21 protein-coding genes are annotated in these 20675 nt (G+C 72.6%); 12 read left to right on the top strand and 9 right to left on the bottom strand.

Annotated elements, in window-relative coordinates:
- Position 1: 1 nt before the first annotated feature.
- The 3 genes from ACBR40_RS40295 to ACBR40_RS40285 form a co-directional block, all read right to left on the bottom strand.
- Positions 2–856, bottom strand: a complete 855-nt coding sequence (locus ACBR40_RS40295; protein ID WP_344205385.1) for an ABC transporter permease — start codon at positions 854–856, stop codon at positions 2–4.
- Entirely contained in the window at positions 856–1647 is a 792-nt protein-coding gene (locus ACBR40_RS40290; RefSeq protein ID WP_371252116.1) for an MlaE family ABC transporter permease, read from the bottom strand. Before ACBR40_RS40290 ends, ACBR40_RS40295 begins: the two co-directional genes overlap by 1 nt.
- 141 nt (positions 1648–1788) lie before the next feature.
- Positions 1789–3192: an aminopeptidase P family protein gene (locus tag ACBR40_RS40285; RefSeq protein WP_371252115.1), complete on the bottom strand. Its 1404-nt coding sequence runs from the start codon at positions 3190–3192 to the stop codon at positions 1789–1791.
- A gap of 145 nt (positions 3193–3337) precedes the next feature.
- Here ACBR40_RS40285 and ACBR40_RS40280 point away from each other — a divergent pair, with 145 nt between their 5' ends.
- The 9 genes from ACBR40_RS40280 (at position 3338) to ACBR40_RS40240 (ending at position 12511) form a co-directional block, all read left to right on the top strand.
- Positions 3338–3766: a CBS domain-containing protein gene (locus ACBR40_RS40280; RefSeq protein WP_344205388.1), complete on the top strand. Its 429-nt coding sequence runs from the start codon at positions 3338–3340 to the stop codon at positions 3764–3766.
- A gap of 22 nt (positions 3767–3788) precedes the next feature.
- Positions 3789–4388 carry a hypothetical protein gene (locus tag ACBR40_RS40275; protein ID WP_371252114.1) on the top strand — a complete coding sequence of 200 codons (600 nt, stop codon included), beginning with the start codon at positions 3789–3791 and terminating at the stop codon, positions 4386–4388.
- A 207-nt stretch (positions 4389–4595) separates the two neighbouring features.
- The gene (locus ACBR40_RS40270; RefSeq protein ID WP_371252113.1) at positions 4596–5564 is read left to right on the top strand and encodes a carbohydrate kinase family protein; all 969 of its coding nucleotides are present in this window, start codon (positions 4596–4598) and stop codon (positions 5562–5564) included.
- Positions 5561–6841, top strand: a complete 1281-nt coding sequence (locus tag ACBR40_RS40265; RefSeq protein ID WP_344205391.1) for an alpha-glucosidase/alpha-galactosidase — start codon at positions 5561–5563, stop codon at positions 6839–6841. The genes ACBR40_RS40270 and ACBR40_RS40265 overlap by 4 nt, the downstream gene beginning before the upstream one ends.
- Positions 6838–8115 (top strand): ABC transporter substrate-binding protein, encoded by a 1278-nt coding sequence (locus ACBR40_RS40260; protein WP_371252112.1) that lies wholly within the window; start codon positions 6838–6840, stop codon positions 8113–8115. The genes ACBR40_RS40265 and ACBR40_RS40260 overlap by 4 nt, the downstream gene beginning before the upstream one ends.
- Positions 8112–9026: a carbohydrate ABC transporter permease gene (locus ACBR40_RS40255; protein ID WP_371252111.1), complete on the top strand. Its 915-nt coding sequence runs from the start codon at positions 8112–8114 to the stop codon at positions 9024–9026. The genes ACBR40_RS40260 and ACBR40_RS40255 overlap by 4 nt, the downstream gene beginning before the upstream one ends.
- Complete coding sequence (locus ACBR40_RS40250; RefSeq protein ID WP_344205396.1) at positions 9023–9844, top strand: carbohydrate ABC transporter permease; 822 nt, start codon at positions 9023–9025, stop codon at positions 9842–9844. Before ACBR40_RS40255 ends, ACBR40_RS40250 begins: the two co-directional genes overlap by 4 nt.
- Positions 9845–9929: 85 nt before the next feature.
- Positions 9930–10703: a cyclase family protein gene (locus tag ACBR40_RS40245; RefSeq protein WP_371252110.1), complete on the top strand. Its 774-nt coding sequence runs from the start codon at positions 9930–9932 to the stop codon at positions 10701–10703.
- Entirely contained in the window at positions 10700–12511 is a 1812-nt protein-coding gene (locus ACBR40_RS40240; RefSeq protein WP_371252109.1) for a thiamine pyrophosphate-binding protein, read from the top strand. Before ACBR40_RS40245 ends, ACBR40_RS40240 begins: the two co-directional genes overlap by 4 nt.
- Positions 12512–12545: 34 nt before the next feature.
- Here ACBR40_RS40240 and dhaM read toward each other — a convergent pair whose 3' ends face one another.
- From dhaM to dhaK, 3 genes are read right to left on the bottom strand one after another with little or no spacing between them, the layout of a single operon-like run.
- Positions 12546–12920, bottom strand: a complete 375-nt coding sequence (gene dhaM, locus ACBR40_RS40235; RefSeq protein WP_344205401.1) for a dihydroxyacetone kinase phosphoryl donor subunit DhaM — start codon at positions 12918–12920, stop codon at positions 12546–12548.
- Positions 12920–13654, bottom strand: a complete 735-nt coding sequence (dhaL, locus tag ACBR40_RS40230; protein ID WP_371252108.1) for a dihydroxyacetone kinase subunit DhaL — start codon at positions 13652–13654, stop codon at positions 12920–12922. The genes dhaM and dhaL overlap by 1 nt, the downstream gene beginning before the upstream one ends.
- Entirely contained in the window at positions 13654–14634 is a 981-nt protein-coding gene (gene dhaK / locus ACBR40_RS40225; RefSeq protein WP_371252107.1) for a dihydroxyacetone kinase subunit DhaK, read from the bottom strand. The genes dhaL and dhaK overlap by 1 nt, the downstream gene beginning before the upstream one ends.
- 120 nt (positions 14635–14754) lie before the next feature.
- On the opposite strand from dhaK, the gene ACBR40_RS40220 reads away from it, so the two are divergent.
- Both ACBR40_RS40220 and ACBR40_RS40215 read left to right on the top strand, forming a co-directional pair.
- Entirely contained in the window at positions 14755–15921 is a 1167-nt protein-coding gene (locus tag ACBR40_RS40220; protein WP_344205406.1) for a cytochrome P450, read from the top strand.
- 21 nt (positions 15922–15942) lie between these two features.
- Positions 15943–16689, top strand: a complete 747-nt coding sequence (locus ACBR40_RS40215; protein WP_371252106.1) for a lysophospholipid acyltransferase family protein — start codon at positions 15943–15945, stop codon at positions 16687–16689.
- 512 nt (positions 16690–17201) lie between these two features.
- On the opposite strand, the gene ACBR40_RS40210 is transcribed toward ACBR40_RS40215, so the two are convergent.
- Together ACBR40_RS40210 and ACBR40_RS40205 are read right to left on the bottom strand one after the other, a co-directional pair.
- Positions 17202–18008 (bottom strand): serine/threonine-protein kinase, encoded by an 807-nt coding sequence (locus tag ACBR40_RS40210; protein WP_329580026.1) that lies wholly within the window; start codon positions 18006–18008, stop codon positions 17202–17204.
- A gap of 56 nt (positions 18009–18064) precedes the next feature.
- A complete protein-coding gene (locus ACBR40_RS40205; RefSeq protein WP_371252105.1) occupies positions 18065–19339 on the bottom strand; it encodes an MFS transporter in 1275 nt (424 codons plus the stop codon).
- Between the two features lie 73 nt (positions 19340–19412).
- Here ACBR40_RS40205 and ACBR40_RS40200 point away from each other — a divergent pair, with 73 nt between their 5' ends.
- The gene (locus ACBR40_RS40200) at positions 19413–20027 is read left to right on the top strand and encodes a helix-turn-helix domain-containing protein (RefSeq protein ID WP_371252104.1); all 615 of its coding nucleotides are present in this window, start codon (positions 19413–19415) and stop codon (positions 20025–20027) included.
- A gap of 22 nt (positions 20028–20049) precedes the next feature.
- Here the strand turns inward: ACBR40_RS40200 and ACBR40_RS40195 are convergent, their stop codons facing one another.
- Entirely contained in the window at positions 20050–20673 is a 624-nt protein-coding gene (locus ACBR40_RS40195; protein ID WP_344205413.1) for a DJ-1/PfpI family protein, read from the bottom strand.
- Positions 20674–20675: the final 2 nt, after the last annotated feature.

Genomic DNA, 20675 nt, shown 5'->3' with positions numbered 1-20675 from the left:
CTCACCCCGTCAGCGGTATGTTGCCGCCGCCACCCCAGAACAGGTACGACAGCAGCAGGTTGAGCAGCACGATCGTGACGATCGACTGGCGGATGGCACGGCCCGCCGCCACCCCCACGCCCACCGGCCCGCCCGTGGCGTGGTAGCCGTGGTAGCAGTGGATCACGATGACCGCGAAGGCGAACACGCCGACCTTGGCGACGCTGAACAGGATGTCGCTGACCGGCAGGTACAGATAGAAGTAGTAGTCGTAGACGCCGGGCGCCAGCCCGAACAGCGCCGTGCACATGAGCCGGGTGGCGAAGAAGCTGGCGAACAACGCGATCAGATAGATCGGCACGAGCGCCAGCAACGCCGCCACCACGCGGGTGCAGATGAGATAGGTGAAGGCGTTGATGCCCATCACCTCCAGCGCGTCGATCTCCTCCGAGATCCGCATCGCGCCGAGCTCGGCCGTGAACGACGAGCCGACCTGCGCCGCGAGCGCCGTCGCCGCGATGATCGGGGTGATCTCGCGGACGTTCGCGAAGCTGCCGACCAGCCCCATGAACGACTCCGCGCCGATGGCCTGCAGCCCCTGGTAGCCCTGCAGGCCGACGGTCGCGCCCACGACGAACGCCATGGTGAACACCACGAACACCATGCCGCCGCCGATGACGGTCGCCCCGACCCCCACCACGACGTCGCTGACCTGCCGGATGACGACCTTGACGTAACGCAGCCGCAGGACGACGTCGCGCACGCAGTAGAAGAGCACCTTCCCCACGAACAGCGGCCAGTCCGCCAGCCCGGCGAACCGTTCGGCGAGATCCCGCCCCCGGTGGGCGAGCCGCAGACCCGCGGTCCGCGACACCATCACAGGGACCTCGGGGGATAGGCGAGGAAGTAGACCGCGGAGATCACGTAGTTGAACGCGAACACCAGCATGAACGTGACCACGGTCGCCTGGTTGACCGCCCGCCCCACGCCGACCGGGCTGGTCGCGCAGGTCATGCCCTTGTAGCAGGCGACGGCGGCGGCGATGAAGCCGAAGATCCACGCCTTGAACAGCGTGACGTACAGGTCGGAGGAGACCACCAGGGACAGCGCCCCGTCGAAGTACGCGCCGGGCGTGACGCCCTGCACCACCACGTTGAAGAAGTAGCCGCCGCTCGCGCCCGCCAGGATGACCAGCGGGCACAGGCACACCGCGATCGTGCTGGCCGCCCACATGCGCGGCGTGACCAGGCGGTGGATCGGGTTGACGGACATGACCTCCATGGCCGACAGCTCGTCGCGGATGTGCCGGGCGCCGATGTCGGAGGTCATGGCGCTGCCGCCGGCCCCGGCGATCAGCAGCGCGCTGGCCAGCGGCGCCACCTCGCGGATGAGGCCGACGAACACCGCGCTCCCGGTGGCCGAGCCGGCGCCGAGCTGCCAGGCCAGCTCGCCCACCTGGAGGGCCACGGTCGCGCCGAGCGGCAGGGAGACCAGCAGCACCGGGACGCTGGTGACGCGGGCGAGGAACCAGCACTGGTCGACGAACTCCCACCACCAGCTCTTGACGTCCCAGCTGCGCCGCAGGCCCTCCAGGGCGATGACGAACAGATCGCCGACCTGCCCGAGCATCGAGCGGGCCTTGCGCCCCACGAATCCGGGCACGGCCATGCGCTGACCACCTCCGCCGCCTACGGATCAGTCACCCTACTGACGGGTTGTCCAGTAGTCGACGCTTCGTTCAGAATTTGCGGGAAAGCGATGAGGCGCCGGCCGTGCCTTGTCAGCCCCGGCGGAAACGTGGCCGCTTCGTTACGCCAGGGCGCTCATCCACGACTCGATCTCGTCGGGGTGGCGGGGGAGCGCGGCCGACATGAGCGCGGCCCCGTCGGCGGTGACGGTGAGGTCGTCCTCGATGCGGATGCCCATGCCGCGCAGCTCCTCGGGCAGCGTCAGGTCGTCCGGCTGGAAGTACAGGCCCGGCTCGACGGTCAGCACGTGGCCCTCCTCCAGGACGCCGTCCAGGTAGACCTCGCTGCGGGCGCGGGCGCAGTCGTGCACGTCCAGGCCGAGCATGTGACCGCTGCTGCACAACGTGTAGCGGCGGTAGAGCCCGGTCTCCATCAGCTCGTCGGTCGAGCCCTTCAGCAGGCCCCAGTCGCGCAGCCCTTCGGTGATCACCCGCATGGCCGCGAGGTGGAACTCGCGGAAACGGGCGCCGGGACGCAGCGTGGCGATGGCCGCGCTCTGGGCCTCGTACACCAGCTCGTACGCCTGCCGCTGCGCCGGCGTGAAGCGCCCGGACAGGGGGAAGGTGCGGGTCACGTCGGCCGTGTAGAGGGTGTCGCTCTCGACGCCCGCGTCCAGCAGCAGCAGGTCGTTCCTGTCGAGCCGGCCGTCGTTGCGGATCCAGTGCAGCACGCAGGCGTGCGCGCCGGAGGCGACGATGCTCTCGTAGCCGATCGCGTTGCCCTCGAGGCGGGCCCGCAGCCCGAACACGCCCTCCAGGTAACGCTCGCCGCGCGGGTGGGCCAGCGCCTGGGGCAGGGCGCGCACGACGTCCTCGAAGCCGCGCGCGGTCGCGTCCACGGCGTGCTGCAGCTCGCCGAGCTCCCACTCGTCCTTGACCAGCCGCATCTCCGACAGGAACGTCTCCAGCTCGGCGTCGCCGCCGCCGCGCGGCGCGCGGGCGTCCACCGACGGGTCAACGCCGCGCAGCACCCGGGCCGGCCGGTCGAGGTCGCGGCCGAGGTCGAGGTCGCGGATGTGGGCGCACTCCACCTGGTAAAGCTCGGCGGCCTCGGCCAGGTCGGGGCGGCGGCCGGCCCAGAACTCGCCGTAGCGGCGGTCGCGGTAGAACTCCTGGCCCTCGGCGCGCGGCGAGCGGGGACGCAGGTAGAGCACGCTCTCGCCGGACGGCTCGATCACCAGCACGTCGTCGGGCTCGCCGGCGCCGGTCAGGTACGCGTACGCGCTGTGCGGACGGAACCGGAAGTCGGCGTCGTTGCTGCGCACCTTGAGCGTGCCCGCCGGGATCACCAGCCGCTCGCCGGGGAAGCGGGAGGCGAGCGCGGCGCGGCGCTTGGCCGCCCAGGGCGCGATCGGCAGCGCCGTCACGTCGGTGCGCCGGGTGTCCGCCCAGCCCGTCCGCATGAAGGCGGCAAGTTCGTCGGTGACGGGCAGGTCATGGCTTCCGATGTTCAGCGGCTCGGTCATCTCACTGTGTCCCTGGTCAAGTGATGAATCGGTACAGGTAATGGAGCGGGTCCGGCAAGCAGCCTACGGGACGGGTTGACGGGCTCCCCACCGGCTTGTTTGCCTTGGGGCAGGAGAAGGAACACCGAGGCAGAGGTGATGCCACATGCTCATCGGGACGATCCTGCGCGTCAAAGGCAGCCGGGTGACGACCGTGCCGCCGACGGCGTCCGTCCGGGCGCTGCTCGCGCAGCTCGCCGCGCACAACATCGGAGCGGTGGTGGTCTCCACCGACGGCTTCACCATCGAGGGCATCGCCTCCGAGCGTGACGTGGTCCGCCATCTGAACGAGCGCGGCGCGGGCGTGCTGGAGGAGCCGGTCTCCGCCATCATGACCACCGACGTGCAGACCGTCGGGCCCGGTGAGAACGTCGAGGCGCTGCGGCAGATCATGACCGAGCAGCGCTTCCGTCACATGCCGGTCGTCGAGAACGGCCGCCTGGCCGGCATCGTCAGCATCGGCGACGTGGTCAAGAGCGCCATCGAGGAGCTGGAGACGGAGAAGGCGTCGCTCGTCGACTACCTGCACCGTTGACAGGGGTGGGACGCTGGGACCCGTGACGTACGGGCCGCCGCCTCCCCCCGGATACTTACCCGACTACCCGCGCGCGACCAGCAGCCCGCCGATCATCCTGCTGGTGTCCGGGCTCGCCGCGCTGCTGGGCTTCCTGCTGGGCGTCTTCGTGGGCTTCGGCGCGGCCGGCACCGACGGCGACGCGGACGCCGAGCCCGAGCCGGCCGTCACGGTGACCGTCGAGGGCACCGATCCCCCCTCCACCTCTGAGACCCCCGCCGCCGACCCGCTCGCCACCCAGCCCACCGGGCCCACCACCGGGTCGACCACTGGGCCCACCACCGGGTCGACCACCCCTGGGCCTGGCGTCGTGCCGAGCGGCGGCGCGTCCGCCGGGACCGGCGTGAACCCGGCCTCCCTCCGCACCCTCGTGGTCGGCACGGACATCCAGCCCGGCACCTACCGCACCACCGGCCCGACGTCCGGCTTCTCCATGTGCTTCTGGGCCAGGATGCGCAGCACCGCCGCCAGCCTCGACGACGTCATCACCTCGGGCATGCCGACCGGCCCCGTCACCGTCACCATCGAGCCGACCGACAAGGCGTTCTCGACCGGCGGCTGCGCGGAATGGACCCGCGCATGATTATTTGGTGCGCCAAACTCTGGACAAAAGAGCAAGAACGCGCAATTCTATCGGCAACCAGGAGGGAGGCACGGTCGAGCGTGCTGGCGTGACGTCCTACGGTTATGGGCCACGCCACTCCGGCGCCCCCGGCACGGGCGCGGATCGGAGAGTGCGGAACAGCGCGCAGCGCCACTTGTCCCGAACCGTACGTTCGCGAGGAGTGACATGCGCCCCTCCCCATCCGACCCATCTGCTCCGGCACCCGCGTTCGACCTGCTGGTCATCGGCGACGCCAACCCCGACGTGGTGCTCTCCGGCGCGCCCAGGCGGCTCGCCTACGGCCAGCGCGAGCAACTCGTCTCCGGCGGCGACCTCGTGCTCGGCGGCTCCGGGGCGATCACCGCGTGCGGGGCCGCCCGCCTCGGCCTGCGGGTGGCGTTCGCGGGACGGGTAGGAGACGACGCCGCCGGGCGGTTCGTCCTCGACGCCCTGTCCGCGCGCGGCGTCGACGTCACGCACTGCGTCGTCGGCCCCACGCCGACGGCCATGACCGTGGTGCTCGCCGACGGCCACGACCGGGCGATCCTCACCTCGCCCGGCTGCCTGCCCGACCTGACCGCGGACGACGTGCCGCGCGGCCTCGCCCGCCACGTGCACGTGTCCTCCTATTTCCTGCAACCGGCGCTGGCGGCCGGTCTGCCCGGCCTCCTGGCGGAGGAGCGCGCGAGCGGCGCGAGCACGTCGCTCGACACCAACGACGACCCCGCGGGCACGTGGGACGGCCTGGCCGGCGTGCTCCCGGAGGTGGACGTCTTCCTCCCCAACGCCGCCGAGGCCGTCGCGATCGCCACCCGCCTCGCCACCCCGCACCCGCACCCGCCGTCCGCCGAGCAGCCCCCGTCCGTCGAGGAGGCCGCCGCCCGGCTGGGCGCGCTCGGCCCGCTCGTCGCCGTCAAGGACGGCGCCGAGGGCGCGCTCGCCTGGGAGGCGGGCCGGACCGTCCGCGTCCCCGCCGTCCCCATGGAGCCGGTGGACACCGTGGGAGCCGGCGACAGCTTCAACGCGGGCCTCATCGCCGCCCGGCTGCGCGGGCTGGACCTGCGCGAATGCCTGCGCGTGGCGGTGACCTGCGGATCCCTCTCGACCCGGGCCGCCGGCGGCACCGCCGCCCAGCCCACCTGGAAGGAACTGTGAAAATCGCCTTCATCGGCGCCGGCAGCGTCGAGTTCACCCAGGGCCTCCTGGCCGACCTGGTCGTCCTCCCCGGACTCGGGGAGTTCGAGGTGGCACTGCACGACATCCACCCCGAACGCCTGGAGACCGCCGAGGCCGCCGCCCGGGTCATCGCCGCCGGCCGCCCCGTCACGATCTCCTCCAGCCTCGACCTGCGCCGCGCGCTGGAGGGCGCCGACTTCGCGATCAACATGATCCAGGTCGGCATGATCGACGCCACCCGCGTCGACTTCGAGCTGCCGGCCCGCTACGGGCTGCGCCAGACGATCGCCGACACCATCGGCGTGGGCGGGATCTTCCGCGCGCTGCGGACGTTCCCCGCCCTGGACCTCATCGGCCGGACCATGGCCGAGGTCTGCCCGGACGCCTGGCTGCTCAACTACACCAACCCCATGGCCATGAACGTCTGGTACCTGGCCGCCGCCACGCCCGTCCGCAACGTGGTCGGGCTCTGTCATTCGATCTACTGGACCGCCCACGACCTGTCCGAGCTCGTCGGGGTGCCGTACGAGGAGGTGTCGTACCTGGCGGCAGGGGTCAACCACCAGTCGTGGATGCTGCGTTTCGAGCACCGCGGCGAGAGCCTCTACCCCCGCCTGGACGAGGCCGTCGCGCGCGACCCCGAGCTGGCCCGCCGGGTGCGCGTGGACATGTACCGCAGGCTCGGCTTCTACCCGACGGAGACCAGCGAGCACTCCTCCGAGTACGTCCCCTGGTACCTGCACCACGAGGACGAGATCGAGCGCCTGCGCATCCCCGTGGACGCCTACCTCGCCATCAGCGAGGAGAACGTCCGCCAGTACGAGGCCACCCGCGACGCGCTCCGCGCGGGCCGGCCGATCACCGTGGAGGGCACGATGGAATACGCCCCGCAGATCATCCACAGCATCGTCACCGGCGCGCCCCGCGTCGTCTACGGCAACGTCCCCAACACCGGCCTGATCGGCAACCTGCCGTCCGGCGCCGTGGTCGAGGTGCCGTGCACCGTGGACGCGCTCGGCGTCCGCCCGATGGCCGTCGGCGACCTGCCGCCGCAGTGCGCCGCGCTCAACCGCGCCTACGTCAACGTCAACGAGCTGACCGTGCGTGCCGCCGTCGAGGGCCGCCGCGACCACGTGCGGCACGCCATGATGGCCGACCCCAACACCGCCGCCTCCCTCACCGCCGGCCAGATCGACGCGCTCTGCGACGACCTGCTCGCCGCCCACGCCGGCCTCCTGCCGGAGTCCCTGCGATGAGGGCGCGCGCGGGCGCGGCCGTCCTCGTGCTCGCCGCCGGGCTGCTCACGGCCTGTGGCGGGGGCGGCGCCGAGCAGGAGAGCGGCCGCATCGAGATCACCTGGTGGCACGGCCAGGTCGAGAGCCAGGCCAAGGTCATCGAGGAACTGGCCGCCGAGTACGGCAAGGCCCACCCGGACGTCAAGATCGTCCCGGCGGTCGGCACCACCAACGTGGACGAGATGCTGCAGAAGGTGCAGGCGGTCCTGGCCGGCGGCAAGGCGCCCGACATCGTCTACATGTACGGCACGTGGTCGCCGGTCCTCGCCAAGACCCCCAAGGTCCACGACCTGACCGCCACCGTGAACGCGCCCGGCTTCGGCTGGGACGACTTCTGGCCGTCCGAGCGGGCCGTCTCCGAGGTGGACGGCAAGGTCGTCGGCATCCCCGCCATCGTGGACAACCTCGCCGTCATCTACAACAAGAAGCTGTTCGACGCGGCCGGCGTGGCGTACCCCGAGAAGGACTGGACCTGGGACGACTTCCGCGCCGCGGCGAAGAAGCTGACCGGCGGCGGCGTCTACGGCACCGCCTACCCCGTCACCGGCAACGAGGACACTGTCTGGCGCTTCTGGCCGCACCTGTGGCAGCAGGGCGGCGAGATCCTCAGCCCCGACGGCAGGAAGTCCGCCTTCAACACCCCGCAGGCCGTCGCGGCGCTCGACCTGTGGAGCGCCATGGCCCGCCAGGACAAGTCGGTCTACCTCGACCAGAACGGCGAGAAGTTCCTGCCGCTGTTCCAGAGCGGCAAGGTCGGCATGGTCATCGCGGGACCGTGGGCGCTGTTCGACATCATCGACCACAAGATCGACTACGGGGTCCAGATCCTTCCCGGCACGAACGGCGACCACCAGACCATCGCCGGCCCGGACAACTGGGTCGTCTTCGACAACGGCGCGCGCCGGACCAAGGCCGCCACCGACTTCCTCACCTGGCTCACCCGCCCCGAGCAGGACGCCCGGTGGACGCTCGCCCTCGGCAACCTGCCGGTGCGCAAGGCCACCACGGAGCTGCCCGCGTACCGGAAGTTCACCGAGGACTTCCCCGGCATCGACGTCTTCACCGCCAACCTCGACAACGCCGAGAAGGCGCGGCCGCAGCTCGCGTCGTACCCGGAGTTCTCCGAGAAGGTCGGCAACGCCATCGCGCAGGCCCTGGTCGGCGGCACGCCCGCGCAGGAGGCCCTCGCCAAGGCCGCCGCCGAAGGGGACCGGGTGCTGGAGCGCTCGCGATGACCCCGGCGATGACCGTCGTCACGGCGGAGGTGGCAGCCCACCGGGCGGCGCGGCGCGCCCGGTGGCTGCCCCACCTCACCGGGTGGGGCTTCGTCCTGCCCGCCACGCTCGTGATCGTCGGGCTCAGCCTCTTCCCCGCCGTGTGGGCGCTGCTGCTGTCGCTCCAGGACGGCGACCTGCTCACCGGCGGCACCTACGTGGGCCTGCGCAACTACGCCGACCTGATGGGGGACGCCGAGCTGGCCGCGGCCACCGGGCACACCCTCCTCTACACCGTCCTGTTCGTGCCCGGCTCGGTCGCGCTCGGGCTCGTGCTGGCGCTCGCGCTCAACCTGCGCATCCGCCTCATCGGCTTCTACCGCACCTGCTTCTTCGTCCCGTACGTCGTCTCGGCCGCCGCCACCGGCATCCTCGCCAACTTCGTCTTCGACCCCGACTTCGGCATCGTCAACGCCGCGCTCAAGGCCGTCGGCCTGCCCGCGATGGGCTTCCTCCAGGACCCCGACCAGGCGATGCTCACGCTGGTCCTCATCTCCGTCTGGGGCGGCGTCGGCATGCCGGCCGTCGTCTACCTCGCCGCGCTCCAGGACATCCCGCGCGAGCTGGTGGAAGCCGCCCGCGTGGACGGCGGCAGCGGCCGGCACGTGCTGCGCCACGTCATCCTGCCGCAGCTCAGGCCCGCCACCGTCTTCCTGGTCATCTGGCAGACGATCACCGCGCTGCAGCTGTTCGACCTCGTCTACACCACCACCAAGGGCCAGCCGCTCGACTCCACGACCACCGTCGTGTTCTACCTCTACCGGCAGGCGTTCCAGCTCTTCCACTCCGGCTACGGCACCGCCATCGCCTACGTCCTGTTCCTCGTCACGCTCGCCGTGTCGGGCGCCGTCCTGTGGAGGAGCGCGCGATGAAGCACCTCAAGCCCCGGCACCTGGCCCACCTCGTGCTCATGCCGGCCGCGCTGCTGTTCGTGGCGCCGCTGGTGTGGATGGTGCTGACCGCGTTCATGCCGGACACCGACATCAACAGCTACCCGCCCAAGCTGTGGCCCGAGCACCCCACCCTGGCCGGCTTCGAACGCATCCTCACCGAGGACGACTACCCGCGCTGGCTGGTCAACACGGTGATCGTGGCCGTCGCGGCCGTGCTCGGGCACGTCGTGCTGTGCTCGCTGGCCGGCTACGGCTTCGCCCGGCTGCGCTTCCGTGGCCGCGGGGTCGCCTTCGCCGCGCTCATGGCCACCATCATGGTGCCCACGCAGGTGCTGATGATCCCGACGTTCCTGCTGTTCAAGAACCTCGGCCTCATCGACACCCTCGGCGCGGCCATCGTGCCCTGGCTGGCCTCGGCGTTCGGCGTCTTCCTCATGCGGCAGTTCTTCCTGTCGCTGCCGCGCGAGCTGGAGGAGGCCGCCACCATCGACGGGTGCGGCCGGGTCGGCGTGTTCGTCCGCGTGGTGCTGCCGCTCGCCCGGCCCGCGCTGGCCACGCTCGTCGTCTTCACGCTGCTCGGCTCGTGGAACGACCTCATCTGGCCGCTCATCGCCATCTCCTCCGAGGAGCACTACACGCTGCAGCTCGGCCTGGCCACCTTCGCCGGCGCCCGGCACACCGAGTGGTCGGCGCTCATGGCGGGGAACGTGGTCGCCGTGCTGCCGCTCGTGGCCGCGTTCGTCCTGGCCCAGCGGCACTTCGTGGCCACGATGAGCTTCAGCGGGCTGAAGGGCTGAGCCCCCGCGGGTTCCGGGTCGCGGGGTGTTTGCGGCGGTGCGGCGGGCGTAGGAGGATGCGCTCAGCCACATCGAGGAGGATGACATGTCGGTCTTGAAAAGCTTCATGGACAGCGTGCGCAACGGCGCCATCGAGGTGATCGACCTCACCGCGCCGCTCTCGGCCGAGACGCCGATCCTCCAGCTCCCCGAGCCGTTCGGCAACACGATCCCGTTCCGGCTGGAGGAGATCAGCCGCTACGACGACCGCGGCCCCGCCTGGTACTGGAACGACATCCACACAGGTGAGCACACCGGCACGCACTTCGACGCGCCCGTCCACTGGGCCACCGGCCGCGACGGCGAGGACGTCTCCCAGGTGCCCGCCGCCCGGCTGGTCGCCCCCGCCGTCGTGCTCGACATGGCCGACGAAGCCGCCAAGGACCCCGACTTCCTCCTCCAGATCGACCACGTCAAGGAATGGGAACGCGCCAACGGGCCGCTTCCCGAGGGCGGCTGGCTGCTCTACCGCACCGGCTGGGACGCCCGCGCGAGCGACCAGGCCGCCTTCCACAACGCGGACGAGACCGGCTCCCACACGCCCGGCATCTCCGCCGAGTGCGCCGCCTGGCTGGCCGCCGAGACCCCGATCCTCGGCCTCGGCGTCGAGACCGTCGGCACCGACGCCGGCGCCGCCCACTCCTTCGACCCGCCCTTCCCCTGCCACGCCTTCCTCCTCGGCGCCGGCAAGTACGGCCTCACCCAGCTCCGCAACCTCGACCGCCTGCCGGTGACCGGCGCCGTGGTGGTCGCCCCGCCGCTGCCCATCCTCGGCGGCTCCGGCAGCCCCGTCCGCGTCCTCGCCCTGGTCGAACGGTGAACGTCGCCGAGGCGGTCGGCCGCGCCCTCGCCGCGTGCGGCGTCGAGGCCGTCTTCGGCGTGGTCGGCAGCGGCAACTTCCACGTCACCAACGCGCTGGTCGCGGCGGGGGCGCGGTTCGTCGCGGCCCGCCACGAGGGCGGCGCGGCGACCATGGCCGACGCCTACGCGCGGATGAGCGGGCGGGCCGGCGTCCTGTCCGTGCACCAGGGGCCCGGCCTCACCAACGCGGTGACCGGCATCGCCGAGGCGGCCAAGAGCCGCACGCCGCTCGTGGTCCTCGCCGGCGAGGCCACCGACCGCCGCTCCAACTTCCACATCGACCAGGACGCGCTGGTGGCGGCCGTCGGCGCGGTGGCGATGCGGGTCACGTCGGGGGAGGAGGCGTGGGGGCGGGCGGAGGAGGCGTACCGGATCGCGGTCGAGCAGCGCCGCACGGTCCTGCTGAGCCTGCCTCTCGACGTCCAGTCCCAGCCCTGCCCCGCCACCCCTGGATCCGGCCCGGCCTCGCGACGGGCCGGGTCCGAGTCGGCGGCGGGATCCGGCCCGGCCTCGGGGCGGGCCGGCGGAGCCGAGTCAGCGGCGGGGTCCGGCCCGGCCTCGCAGTGGGCCGCCGGATCCGAGTCGGCGGCGGGGTCCGCCGCCGGCGGAGCCGGGGCGGCCGCGCCGGTCGCCGCCGGCTGGCCCGCTCCAGACGGAGGCGAGGGGGATCTGCCGCTCGCGGCCGAGGTGGACGCGCTCGCCCGCGTGCTGGCCGGGGCGTCGCGCCCGGTGTTCATCGCCGGGCGGGGCGCCCGGCACGCGCGGCGCGAGCTGGAGGCGCTCGCCGACCGGACGGGCGCCCTCCTCGCCACCTCGGCCGTCGCCCGCGGCCTGTTCCGGGGCAGCCCGTGGGACCTGGACGTGTCCGGCGGCTTCGCCACCCCGCTGACCGCCGAGCTGATCGCGGGAGCCGACCTCGTCGTCGGCTGGGGCTGCGCGCTCAACATGTGGACCACCCGGCACGGCTCCCTCGTCCCCGCCGACGGCCAGGTCGTCCAGGTGGACCTCGACCCCGCCGCGATCGGCGTCCACGTGCCCGTCGACCTCGGCGTCACGGGCGACGTGGCCGCGGTCGCCACGGCGCTGACCGGCCTCGTCCCGGCCGCGGCGGGCTACCGCTCGGCCGCCGTCGAGGGCCGAATCCGGGCCGAGGGCCGGTGGCGGGCGGTCCCGTACGAGGACCAGGGCGACGGCGGACGCATCGACCCCCGCACGCTCACCATCGGCCTGGACGACCTCCTCCCCGCCGAGCGCGTCGTCGCCGTCGACAGCGGCAACTTCATGGGGTACCCGTCGATGTTCCTCGACGTCCCCGACGAGAACGGGTTCTGCTTCACCCAGGCGTTCCAGTCGATCGGACTCGGCCTGGCCACCGCGATCGGCGCGGCCGTGGCCCGCCCCGACCGGCTGCCGGTGGCCGCGCTCGGCGACGGCGGCGCGCTCATGGGCGCCGCCGAGCTGGAGACCGTCGTCCGGCTGGGCCTGCCGATGGTGGTCGTGGTCTACGACGACGAGGCGTACGGCGCCGAGGTCCACCACTTCGGTCCGCACGGGCACCCGCTGGACACCGTCACCTTCCCGCCCGCCGACCTGGCCGCCATCGCCCGCGGGTACGGCTTCGCCGCCGTGACCGTCACGCGGGAGGCCGATCTGGGCGGCGTGGCGGAGTGGCTCAAGGGGCCGCGCGACCGGCCGCTGCTCGTCCATGCCAAGGTGACTCGCGACCGGGGGTCGTGGTGGCTGGAGGAGGCGTTCAAGGGCCACTGACCCCGCCCCCCGCCGTCGCCGTAGGAGCGTGTCGTCAGAGCTTGCGGACGGTCCGGGCCTCGTCGGCGGCGGCCAGGACGTCGGACAGCGGCATGCCGGTGCCCGCCATCACCGCCGCCGCGACCGCGCCCTCCACGAACGGCACGTCCGCCACCACGATCCGGCCCGGCTCCTCCAGCAGCCGGGCGGTCAGCACCGAGCTGCCGAGGTCGGGCACCAGCAGCACGCCGTCGCCCTGGTCCACCTCGCGTACGGCGGCCTCGACGAGGTCCAGGCTGGTGCCGAGCCCGCCGTCCTCGGTGCCCCCGGCCGCCGCCACGGGCACCTCCTCGCCGGCGATGCCGCGTACCAGGGCCACGACCTCGCGCGCCAGCCCCGCGCTGTGCGACACCACCACCACGCCCACCATCACGCCGCCCCCGCGGCCACCGTGGCCAGGGCCGCCATGAACAGCGCCGACGACGCCGCCCCCGGGTCCTCGTGCCCGACGCTGCGCTCGCCGAGGTAGCTGGCCCGGCCCTTGCGCGCCTGCAGCGGGATCGTGCCCGCCGCGCCCTCGGCGGCGGCCCGCGCCGCCAGCTCGAACGCCTCCGGGCTCCCCACGCCGTCCCGCAGCGCCAGTGCCAGCGCCCGCGAGGCGGGGACCAGCGCGTCCACCATCGTCTTGTCGCCGAGCGCGGCCTTGCCGAGGCGTTCCAGCGCCACCACGCCCTCCTCGAACGCCGCCGCGAACCCCGCCAGCGTCACCGGCTCGGCGATGCTGCGTCCCATCTGCCGGAACACCGAGCCGTACAGCGGGCCCGAAGCGCCGCCCACCTTCCTGATCAGCGTCGCCCCGGCCAGGGAGAGCACCTGCCCCGGCGACTCGGGCGGCGCGCCGGCGAGGGCCTGGACGACCTCGGTGAGCCCGCGGTCGAGGTTCGTGCCGTGGTCGGCGTCGCCGATGGCGGCGTCCAGCTCGGTCAGCCGGTCGCGGTCGCGCCGGACCAGCCCGGCCGCCTCCTCGAACCACGCCACGAAGAACCCCGCGTCCATCGGCCTGCCGCCCGCCTCGCCGGTGCCCGCGTCCCGCGCGCTCGTGCCGCCGGCGCCCGCATTGCCCTCGCCCTCGCCGTTGCCGTCGCCGTTGCCCGGAGTGGACATCAGCGCCCCCAGCGCAGCGCCGGCGTCTCGACCGGGGCGTCCCACAGGCGGGTCAGCGTGTCGTCGAGCCGGCAGACCGTGACGGAAAACCCCTGCATATCCAGACTTGTCACGTAATTGCCGACCAGCGACCGCGCCACCCGCGCGCCCTTCCCCTTGACGAACGACTCCACCTCGGCGAACACCACGTACAGCTCCATCAGCGGCGTCCCGCCCATGCCGTTCACCATGACCAGCAGGTCGCCGCTCAGCGGCAGATCCCCGTGGACCGCCTCCATCGCCACCCCGGCCAGCTCGCGCGCCGACACCATGGGCGCACGGGCCCGCCCCGGCTCGCCGTGGATGCCGATGCCCAGCTCCACCTGGTCGTCCGGCAGGTCGAAGGTCGGCTTGCCGGCGTGCGGCGTCGTACACGAGGTGAGCGCGATGCCGAACGAGCGGCTGCGCTCGTCCACCTCGCGCGCCACCGCCGCCACCTCGGCCAGCGGCGCGCCCTCCTCCGCCAGCGCCCCGGCGATCTTCTCCACGAACAGAGTGGCGCCGGTGCCCCGGCGGCCGGCCGTGTAGAGGGAGTCCTGTACGGCCACGTCGTCGTTCACCAGGACGCTCGCCACCTCGACGCCCTCGGTCAGCTCGGCGGCCATCTCGAAGTTGAGCACGTCGCCGGTGTAGTTCTTGACGATGTGCAGCACGCCCGCGCCGCCGTCCACGGCCTTCGTGGCGTCGATGATCTGGTCGGGGACCGGCGAGGTGAAGACCTCGCCGGGGCAGGCCGCGTCGAGCATGCCGTACCCGACGAACCCGGCGTGCAGCGGCTCGTGCCCCGAGCCGCCGCCCGAGACCAGGCCGACCTTGCCCTGGCGCGGCCCCTCGGCGCGGTAGACCACCTGGTCACGCACCCGCAGTGACGGATGGGCTGCGGCCATGCCGTTGAGCGCGTCCGCGACGACGGAGTTCGCCGAGTTGATGAGCTTTTTCATCCGATCTCCCACTGTCGGCACGTGAGGCGAGCCTACAAGGGCCGCCTCCGCCCGACCCCCGAGCGGATCGTCGGATCTGCCCCGTTCCCAGCGAGGCGCGGGCGTCGTAGCGTGGACGGGGTGGATGTCAGCTACAACCCCTACGACCCGTCGATCAACGACGATCCGTACCCCGTCTACGCCCGTTTACGCCGCGAGGCCCCGCTCTACCACAACCCGGAGCTCGGCTTCTGGGCCCTGTCGCGGCACGCCGACGTGGCGCCCGCGCTCGTGGACAGCGCGCGCTACTCCAGTGACCACGGCCCCATGATCGACCCCGGAGCCTGGACGCCTCAGGCGCGGGCGTACCTGTCGTTCGTGGCCATGGACCCGCCCGACCACACCCGGATGCGGGCCGTCGTGTCCCGGGCGTTCACGCCCCGCCGGATCGCCGCGCTCGAACCCATGATCCGCGAGATCGCCCGCGCCTACATCGAGGAAGGGCTGGCGAAGGGCACGTTCGACTTCGCCGCCGACCTCGCCGCGAAGCTGCCGCTCGACGTGATCTCCGAGCTGATGGGAGTGCCGTCGTCACGGCGGCACAAGGTACGGCGCACCGAGAGCGTCCTGCTCAAGAACGACCTCGCCACCTCCCTGACCGAATCGGGGCTCCGCAGCCTGCTGACCCTCGGCGACTACTACGCCTCCATCGTCGCCCAGCGCCGCGCCGAGCCGCGCGACGACCTCGTCTCCGCGCTCGTCGCCGACGGCGACCTCACCGACGAGGAGATCGTCGCGTTCCTGTTCCTGCTGATCGGGGCGGGCTCGGAGACCACGACCCACCTGCTCTGCGCGGCCTGGTACTGGGCCTGGCGCAACCCCGGGCAGCGCGACATCGCCTTCGACGGCGGCGTGCCGCAGTGGGTGGAGGAGTCGCTGCGCTACGACACGCCGGCGCACGTGACCGCCCGCCGTCTCACCGGACCCACCGAGCTGCACGGCGTGCTCGTGCCGCCCGACGCCAAGATGTGGCTGCTCATCGGCTCGGCCAACCGCGACGAGGAGATTTTCCCCGACCCCGACGTCTACGACCTCGGCCGTGACACCTCCCGCGCCATCAGCTTCGGCGTCGGCCGCCACTACTGCCTCGGGGCCGCCCTCGCCCGCCTGGAGGGGCGGATCGCGCTGGAGGAGCTCACCAAGGCGGTCGCACGCGACTACCAGATCCACGAGGAGGGCATCGAACGGACCACGCACGGCAACGTCCGGGGCATGGTCAGTCTCCCGACGACCGTCCGACCTGCCTGATCCGGCTGCTACCTTCTGGACATGGCTGAGATCGTGTACCCGCCGGTGATCGCCGCCGCGCGGACCTTCTTTCGCGCGCTCGACATCCGCTTCCACCTGGAGGGGGCCGAGAACGTGCCGCGGAGCGGCGGAGCGGTGCTGGTGAGCAACCACATCAGCTACCTGGACTTCATCTTCGCCGGCTGGGCCGCGCACCCGTCCCGGCGGCTGGTGCGCTTCATGGCCAAACACGACGTCTTCGAGCACCGGATCTCCGGGCCGCTCATGCGCGGCATGCACCACATCCCGGTCGACCGGGGGGCGGGGGCGGGCTCGTACGCGACCGCGCTGCGCATGCTCAAGGCCGGCGAGGTGGTCGGCGTGTTCGCCGAGGCCACGATCAGCCGCTCGTTCACGGTCAAGGAGATCAAGAACGGCGCCATCCGCATGGCCCAGGCGACGAACGTGCCGGTCATCCCGGTGGCCCTCTGGGGCAGCCAGCGCTTCTGGACCAAGGGCCGTCCCCGCAAACTGCTCCAGCGCCACATCCCGCTGACCATCCTCGTGGGGGAGCCGATGTACCCCAAGCGCGGCGAGGACGTCAGCAAGCACACGCTCGACCTGCACGAGCGCATCTCGACGCTGGTGGACCGGGCGCAGCGGACGTACCCGGAGATCACGCCGGGCGTGTGGTGGCAACCCGCCCACCTGGGCGGCACCGCCCCGACCCCGGAAGAGGCCGCCGCTATGGACGCCGCCGAAGCCGCCGCCCGCGCGCAGAAGGACTGACCGACGCCACGCCCGCGCCGCCCAGCGGCACGGGGGCAGCAAGTCGGCAAGCCGGTGGGGCGGTGGGCAGGGCGCGCGCTCGCCGGTTCCAGCCCGTCGGGGGCGAGTCGTGCCCGCCAGCACCATCCCGCCGAAGGGTGAGGCGCGCCCGCCAGCTCCGAGTCGTGGGTGGGTGAGGCGCGCCCGCCGACTCCACACACCGCCCGAGGGCGAGGCGTGCCTACTGGCACTATCCCGCTGGTGGGTGAAGCGCGCCCGCCAACTCCATGTCGTTGGTGTGAGGCGCCCCCTGACTCCACACCGCCCGGTGGCGAGGCGGGCTCGCCGGCTCCACAACGTTGGTGGGCGAGGCGTGCCCCGCCACCTTCATGCCGTCAGTGGGCGAGGCGCGCCCGCCACTCCCATGCCGGGGCCGTACGAAGCGCACCTCGCCAGCGGCATCCTGTCGTGCACGTGAGGTCCACCCGCCGACTCTCCACTCCGTCGGCGGGTGCGTCAGGTGGTGCCGGCGGTCAGATGGCCGCCTGGTAGGCGCTGGCGCGCATGCCCGCCAGGAGCCCCGCCGTCTGTTCGGGGGTGAACCGGCGTACGGGGTCGTGGTGCAGCAGCCCTTCGAGCAGGGGACGCATCACGCCGGCGCGGCGCGGCGGCGGGTAGGGCCCGCTGCGTGCCATGCCGAGGACCGTGGCCGCGTCCTGCCCCGGGTAAGGAGGCTGCCCCTCGACCGCGCTGTAGAGCGTGGCGCCGAAGGACCACATGTCGGCCTCCTTGCTGGCCGGGCCGCCGTGCAGGCGCTCGGGCGCCATGAAGGCGGGTGTGCCGCGCAGCCGCCGCGACGTCGTCATGCGGATGTCGCCCTCGGCCGTGGCGATGCCGAAGTCGGTCAGCACCACCCGGTCGCCGGTCAGCATGACGTTCGCGGGCTTCACGTCGCGGTGCAGCACCCCGGCCTGGTGCGCGGTGCGCAGCGCGGCGAGCAGGTGTTGCCCGATGGCCGCGACCGACTGCGCCGGGAGCGTGCCGACCTGCGACAGCAGCTGGTGCAACGAGAGCCCGTCGAGGTACTCCATCACGATCCAGAGCTTGCCGCCCTCCTCCATGAGGTCGTGGACCGTGACGATGTTGGGATGCGTCAGCCCAGCAGCCATCCTGGCCTCACGCAGCACCCGGCGGCGTACCATCTCGACCTCACCGGCCAAGGTCAGCTCCTTGAGCGCCACTGTTCGGTGGAGGAGCTGATCGAACGCACGCCAGACGACTCCCATACCCCCACGACCGGCCTCCTCGTGCAGGAGGTACCGTCCGCCGATCTTCCGCATACCATCCCCTCAGACTCGGGGATAATCATGTCACTTCAACACAGTCCATAGGGTGCCTACAGTGATCTGGTTATGTCAGGAAGTGCGGCGTCGCTGGTCAAGGGCCTAGAAATTCGATCCCGCAGGGCGTGCCGCACCAGTCCGACACCGAGCAGACACACGCCGATCGACCCCAGCAGGACGGCCGGGAGCCCCGCGAACTCCGCCACGACGCCCCCGAGAGCCGCCCCCAGCGGCATGCCGCCCATGCCGATGAGCCGGTAGGCGGAGTTGACCCGGCCGAGCAGCTCCGGCGGGATCAGCCGTTGCCGGGTGGAGATCACCAGCACGTTCGCGGCGCCTCCCAAGACGCCCCAGAGCACGGCGGTCGGGTAGAGCGCCCACGGGGACGGCGCGACGACCGGCGCCAGGAGCAGCACGCTGCTGGCCAGCCAGCAGGCCGTCAGCGCGCGGAACTCCCCGAAGGCTCGGGCGATGCGCTCGGCCAGCAGCGAGCCGAGCACCGCGCCGGCGGCGAGGGCCGTCATCATCAGGCCGTATCCCTCCGGCGGCAGGCCGATCGCCGAGCCGTCGCCCACCGCCCACAGGACGAAGACGGCGAAGTAGGCGGAGTTGGCGAGATTGAGCAGGCCCGCGGTGATCGCCAGGCTGCGCAGCACCCGATGGGCCAGCAGGTAGCGCAGCGCCTCGCGGATCTCCTGCAGCAGCGGCCCTGACACCGACCTCCCGTCCGCCTGCGTGGTGTTCCTGGCCGGATGGTACGTGCCCCGCATGCCGAGCAGGAGCGCCGCCGCGGCGGCGTACAGCAGGGCCGGGGCGCCGAAGACGGCGGCGGGCAGCAGGCCGACCAGGAGCCCGGCCACGGGCGCGCCGGCGAACTCGTTGCCGATCTGCTGGGCGCTGAACACCCGGCCGTTGGCCCGCGTGATCTGGGAGGCGGGCACCGTCATCGGCAGAACGGACTGCGCCGAGGTGTCGGCGAAGACCTCGGCCACCCCGGCCGCCAGCACGGCCGCGAGCAGCACCCACAGATCGAGCGCCCCTGACGCCGCCAGCACCGCCGCGACCGCCAGCGCCACGGCCCTGACGGCCCCCGCCGTCGCCATGATGCGGCGGCGGTCGGCGCGGTCGGCGATCGCGCCGGCGGGCAGCGCGAGCAGCAGCCAGGGCAGGGTGGCCGCCGCGCCCACGAGGGAGACCAGGGTGGGGGAGCGGGTCATCGACACGGCCAGCAGCGGCGCGCCGGTCTTGAGCACGCCGTCGGCGAGGTTGGACAGCGCGGTGGAGGACCACAGGAAGGCGAAGGACCGCCCGAGGCCATGGCCGGTCATGGCTCACTCCAGTAGGGTGGGAAGCGTACAGGGAAAAGTGTGCACAGGTTTCTTTGCAAAGATAGGCTTGCACGTGACGAAGAGCAAGGGCTTTTCCGCTCATACGCTTGACGCGAACGCGCTGAAGTCGTTCGCGCACCCGCTGCGACTGCGCATCTACGAGCTGCTCGACGAGCGCGGCCCGGCGACCGCGACCGGCCTCGCCGTGCTGCTCGGGGAGAACACCGGAGCGACGAGCTACCACCTCAGGGAGCTCGCCAGGCACGGCATGATCGAGGTCGCGGCCGGGATGGGGCGGGGCAAGGAGAAATACTGGCGGGTCGTGCCGGGCGGCTTCAGCTACGGCGACCCGCCGCCCGACGCCGAGGCGGCCAGCGCCCTGGAGGTCCTGCTGGACGACCTCGTACGCCAGCGGGGCGCCGAGCTGGCGAGATGGCGGCAGGGGGCGTCACGGGCGCCGGCGGAGTGGGTGGAGGCGAGCGGGTTCGGGCGGCGGTCGCTGCGGCTCACCGTGGAGGAGACCGCCGAGCTGCGCGATCAGGTGCTGGAGGTGCTGGAGCGATACCGGACGGTCTCGGACGCCAGGCAGGCCCAGCCGGCGGAGGGACGTGAGCCGCCGGCCGGGCACGTGGTGATCCACTTCGACGTGCTGCCGCTGGGCGCCGTTCCCGAGGACGATCCGGCCTGAGCCGCCCCGAACGCGGGGAGGCTCAGACGATGAGCTGGAGGGCGCGGTCGGCGAGGCCCGCCGGCGCCGTACGCGGCGAGCCCGCGTCGAACGGCGGCCGCGGGTCGTACTCGATGGCGAGCTGCACCGTCTGCGCCGTCTCCTCGTCCGTGGCCCGCGCCAGCAGCGTCAGCGCCATGTCGATGCCCGCCGACACCCCGGCCGCCGTCACCACCTTGCCCTGGACGACCGTGCGCTCGCTCGCCGGCTCCGCGCCGTACTCCCGCAGCAGCTCCAGCGCCGCCCAGTGGGTGGTGGCCCGCAGGCCGTCGAGCAGGCCGGCCGCGCCGAGCAGCAGGGAGCCGCTGCACACGGACGTCGTCCAGCTCGTACGCCCGTGCGCCCGCCGGATCCAGCCGAGCAGGGCCTCGTCGGCGAGCGCGTCGAAGGTGCCGGGGCCGCCGGGCACCACGATCACGTCGGGATCGGGCACGTCGTCGTAGGAGGCGGTGGCGGCGAGGCTGAGCGAGCCCCGGTCGTCGGTCACCGGGCCCGGCTCGGCCGCGACGAACGTCACCCGCCAGCCGGGCGCGAAGGCGAGCACCGTGTACGGCCCGACCGCGTCCAGCGCCGTGAACCGGGGGTAGAGAGGGATGGCCACATGCATCG

This window comes from Nonomuraea sp. AD125B (genome assembly GCF_041402765.1).
GTDB classification, from domain to species: Bacteria; Actinomycetota; Actinomycetes; order Streptosporangiales; family Streptosporangiaceae; genus Nonomuraea; species Nonomuraea bangladeshensis.
Note: the sequence above shows the minus strand (reverse complement) of the source record. Positions and strands in the feature narration are given on the sequence as shown.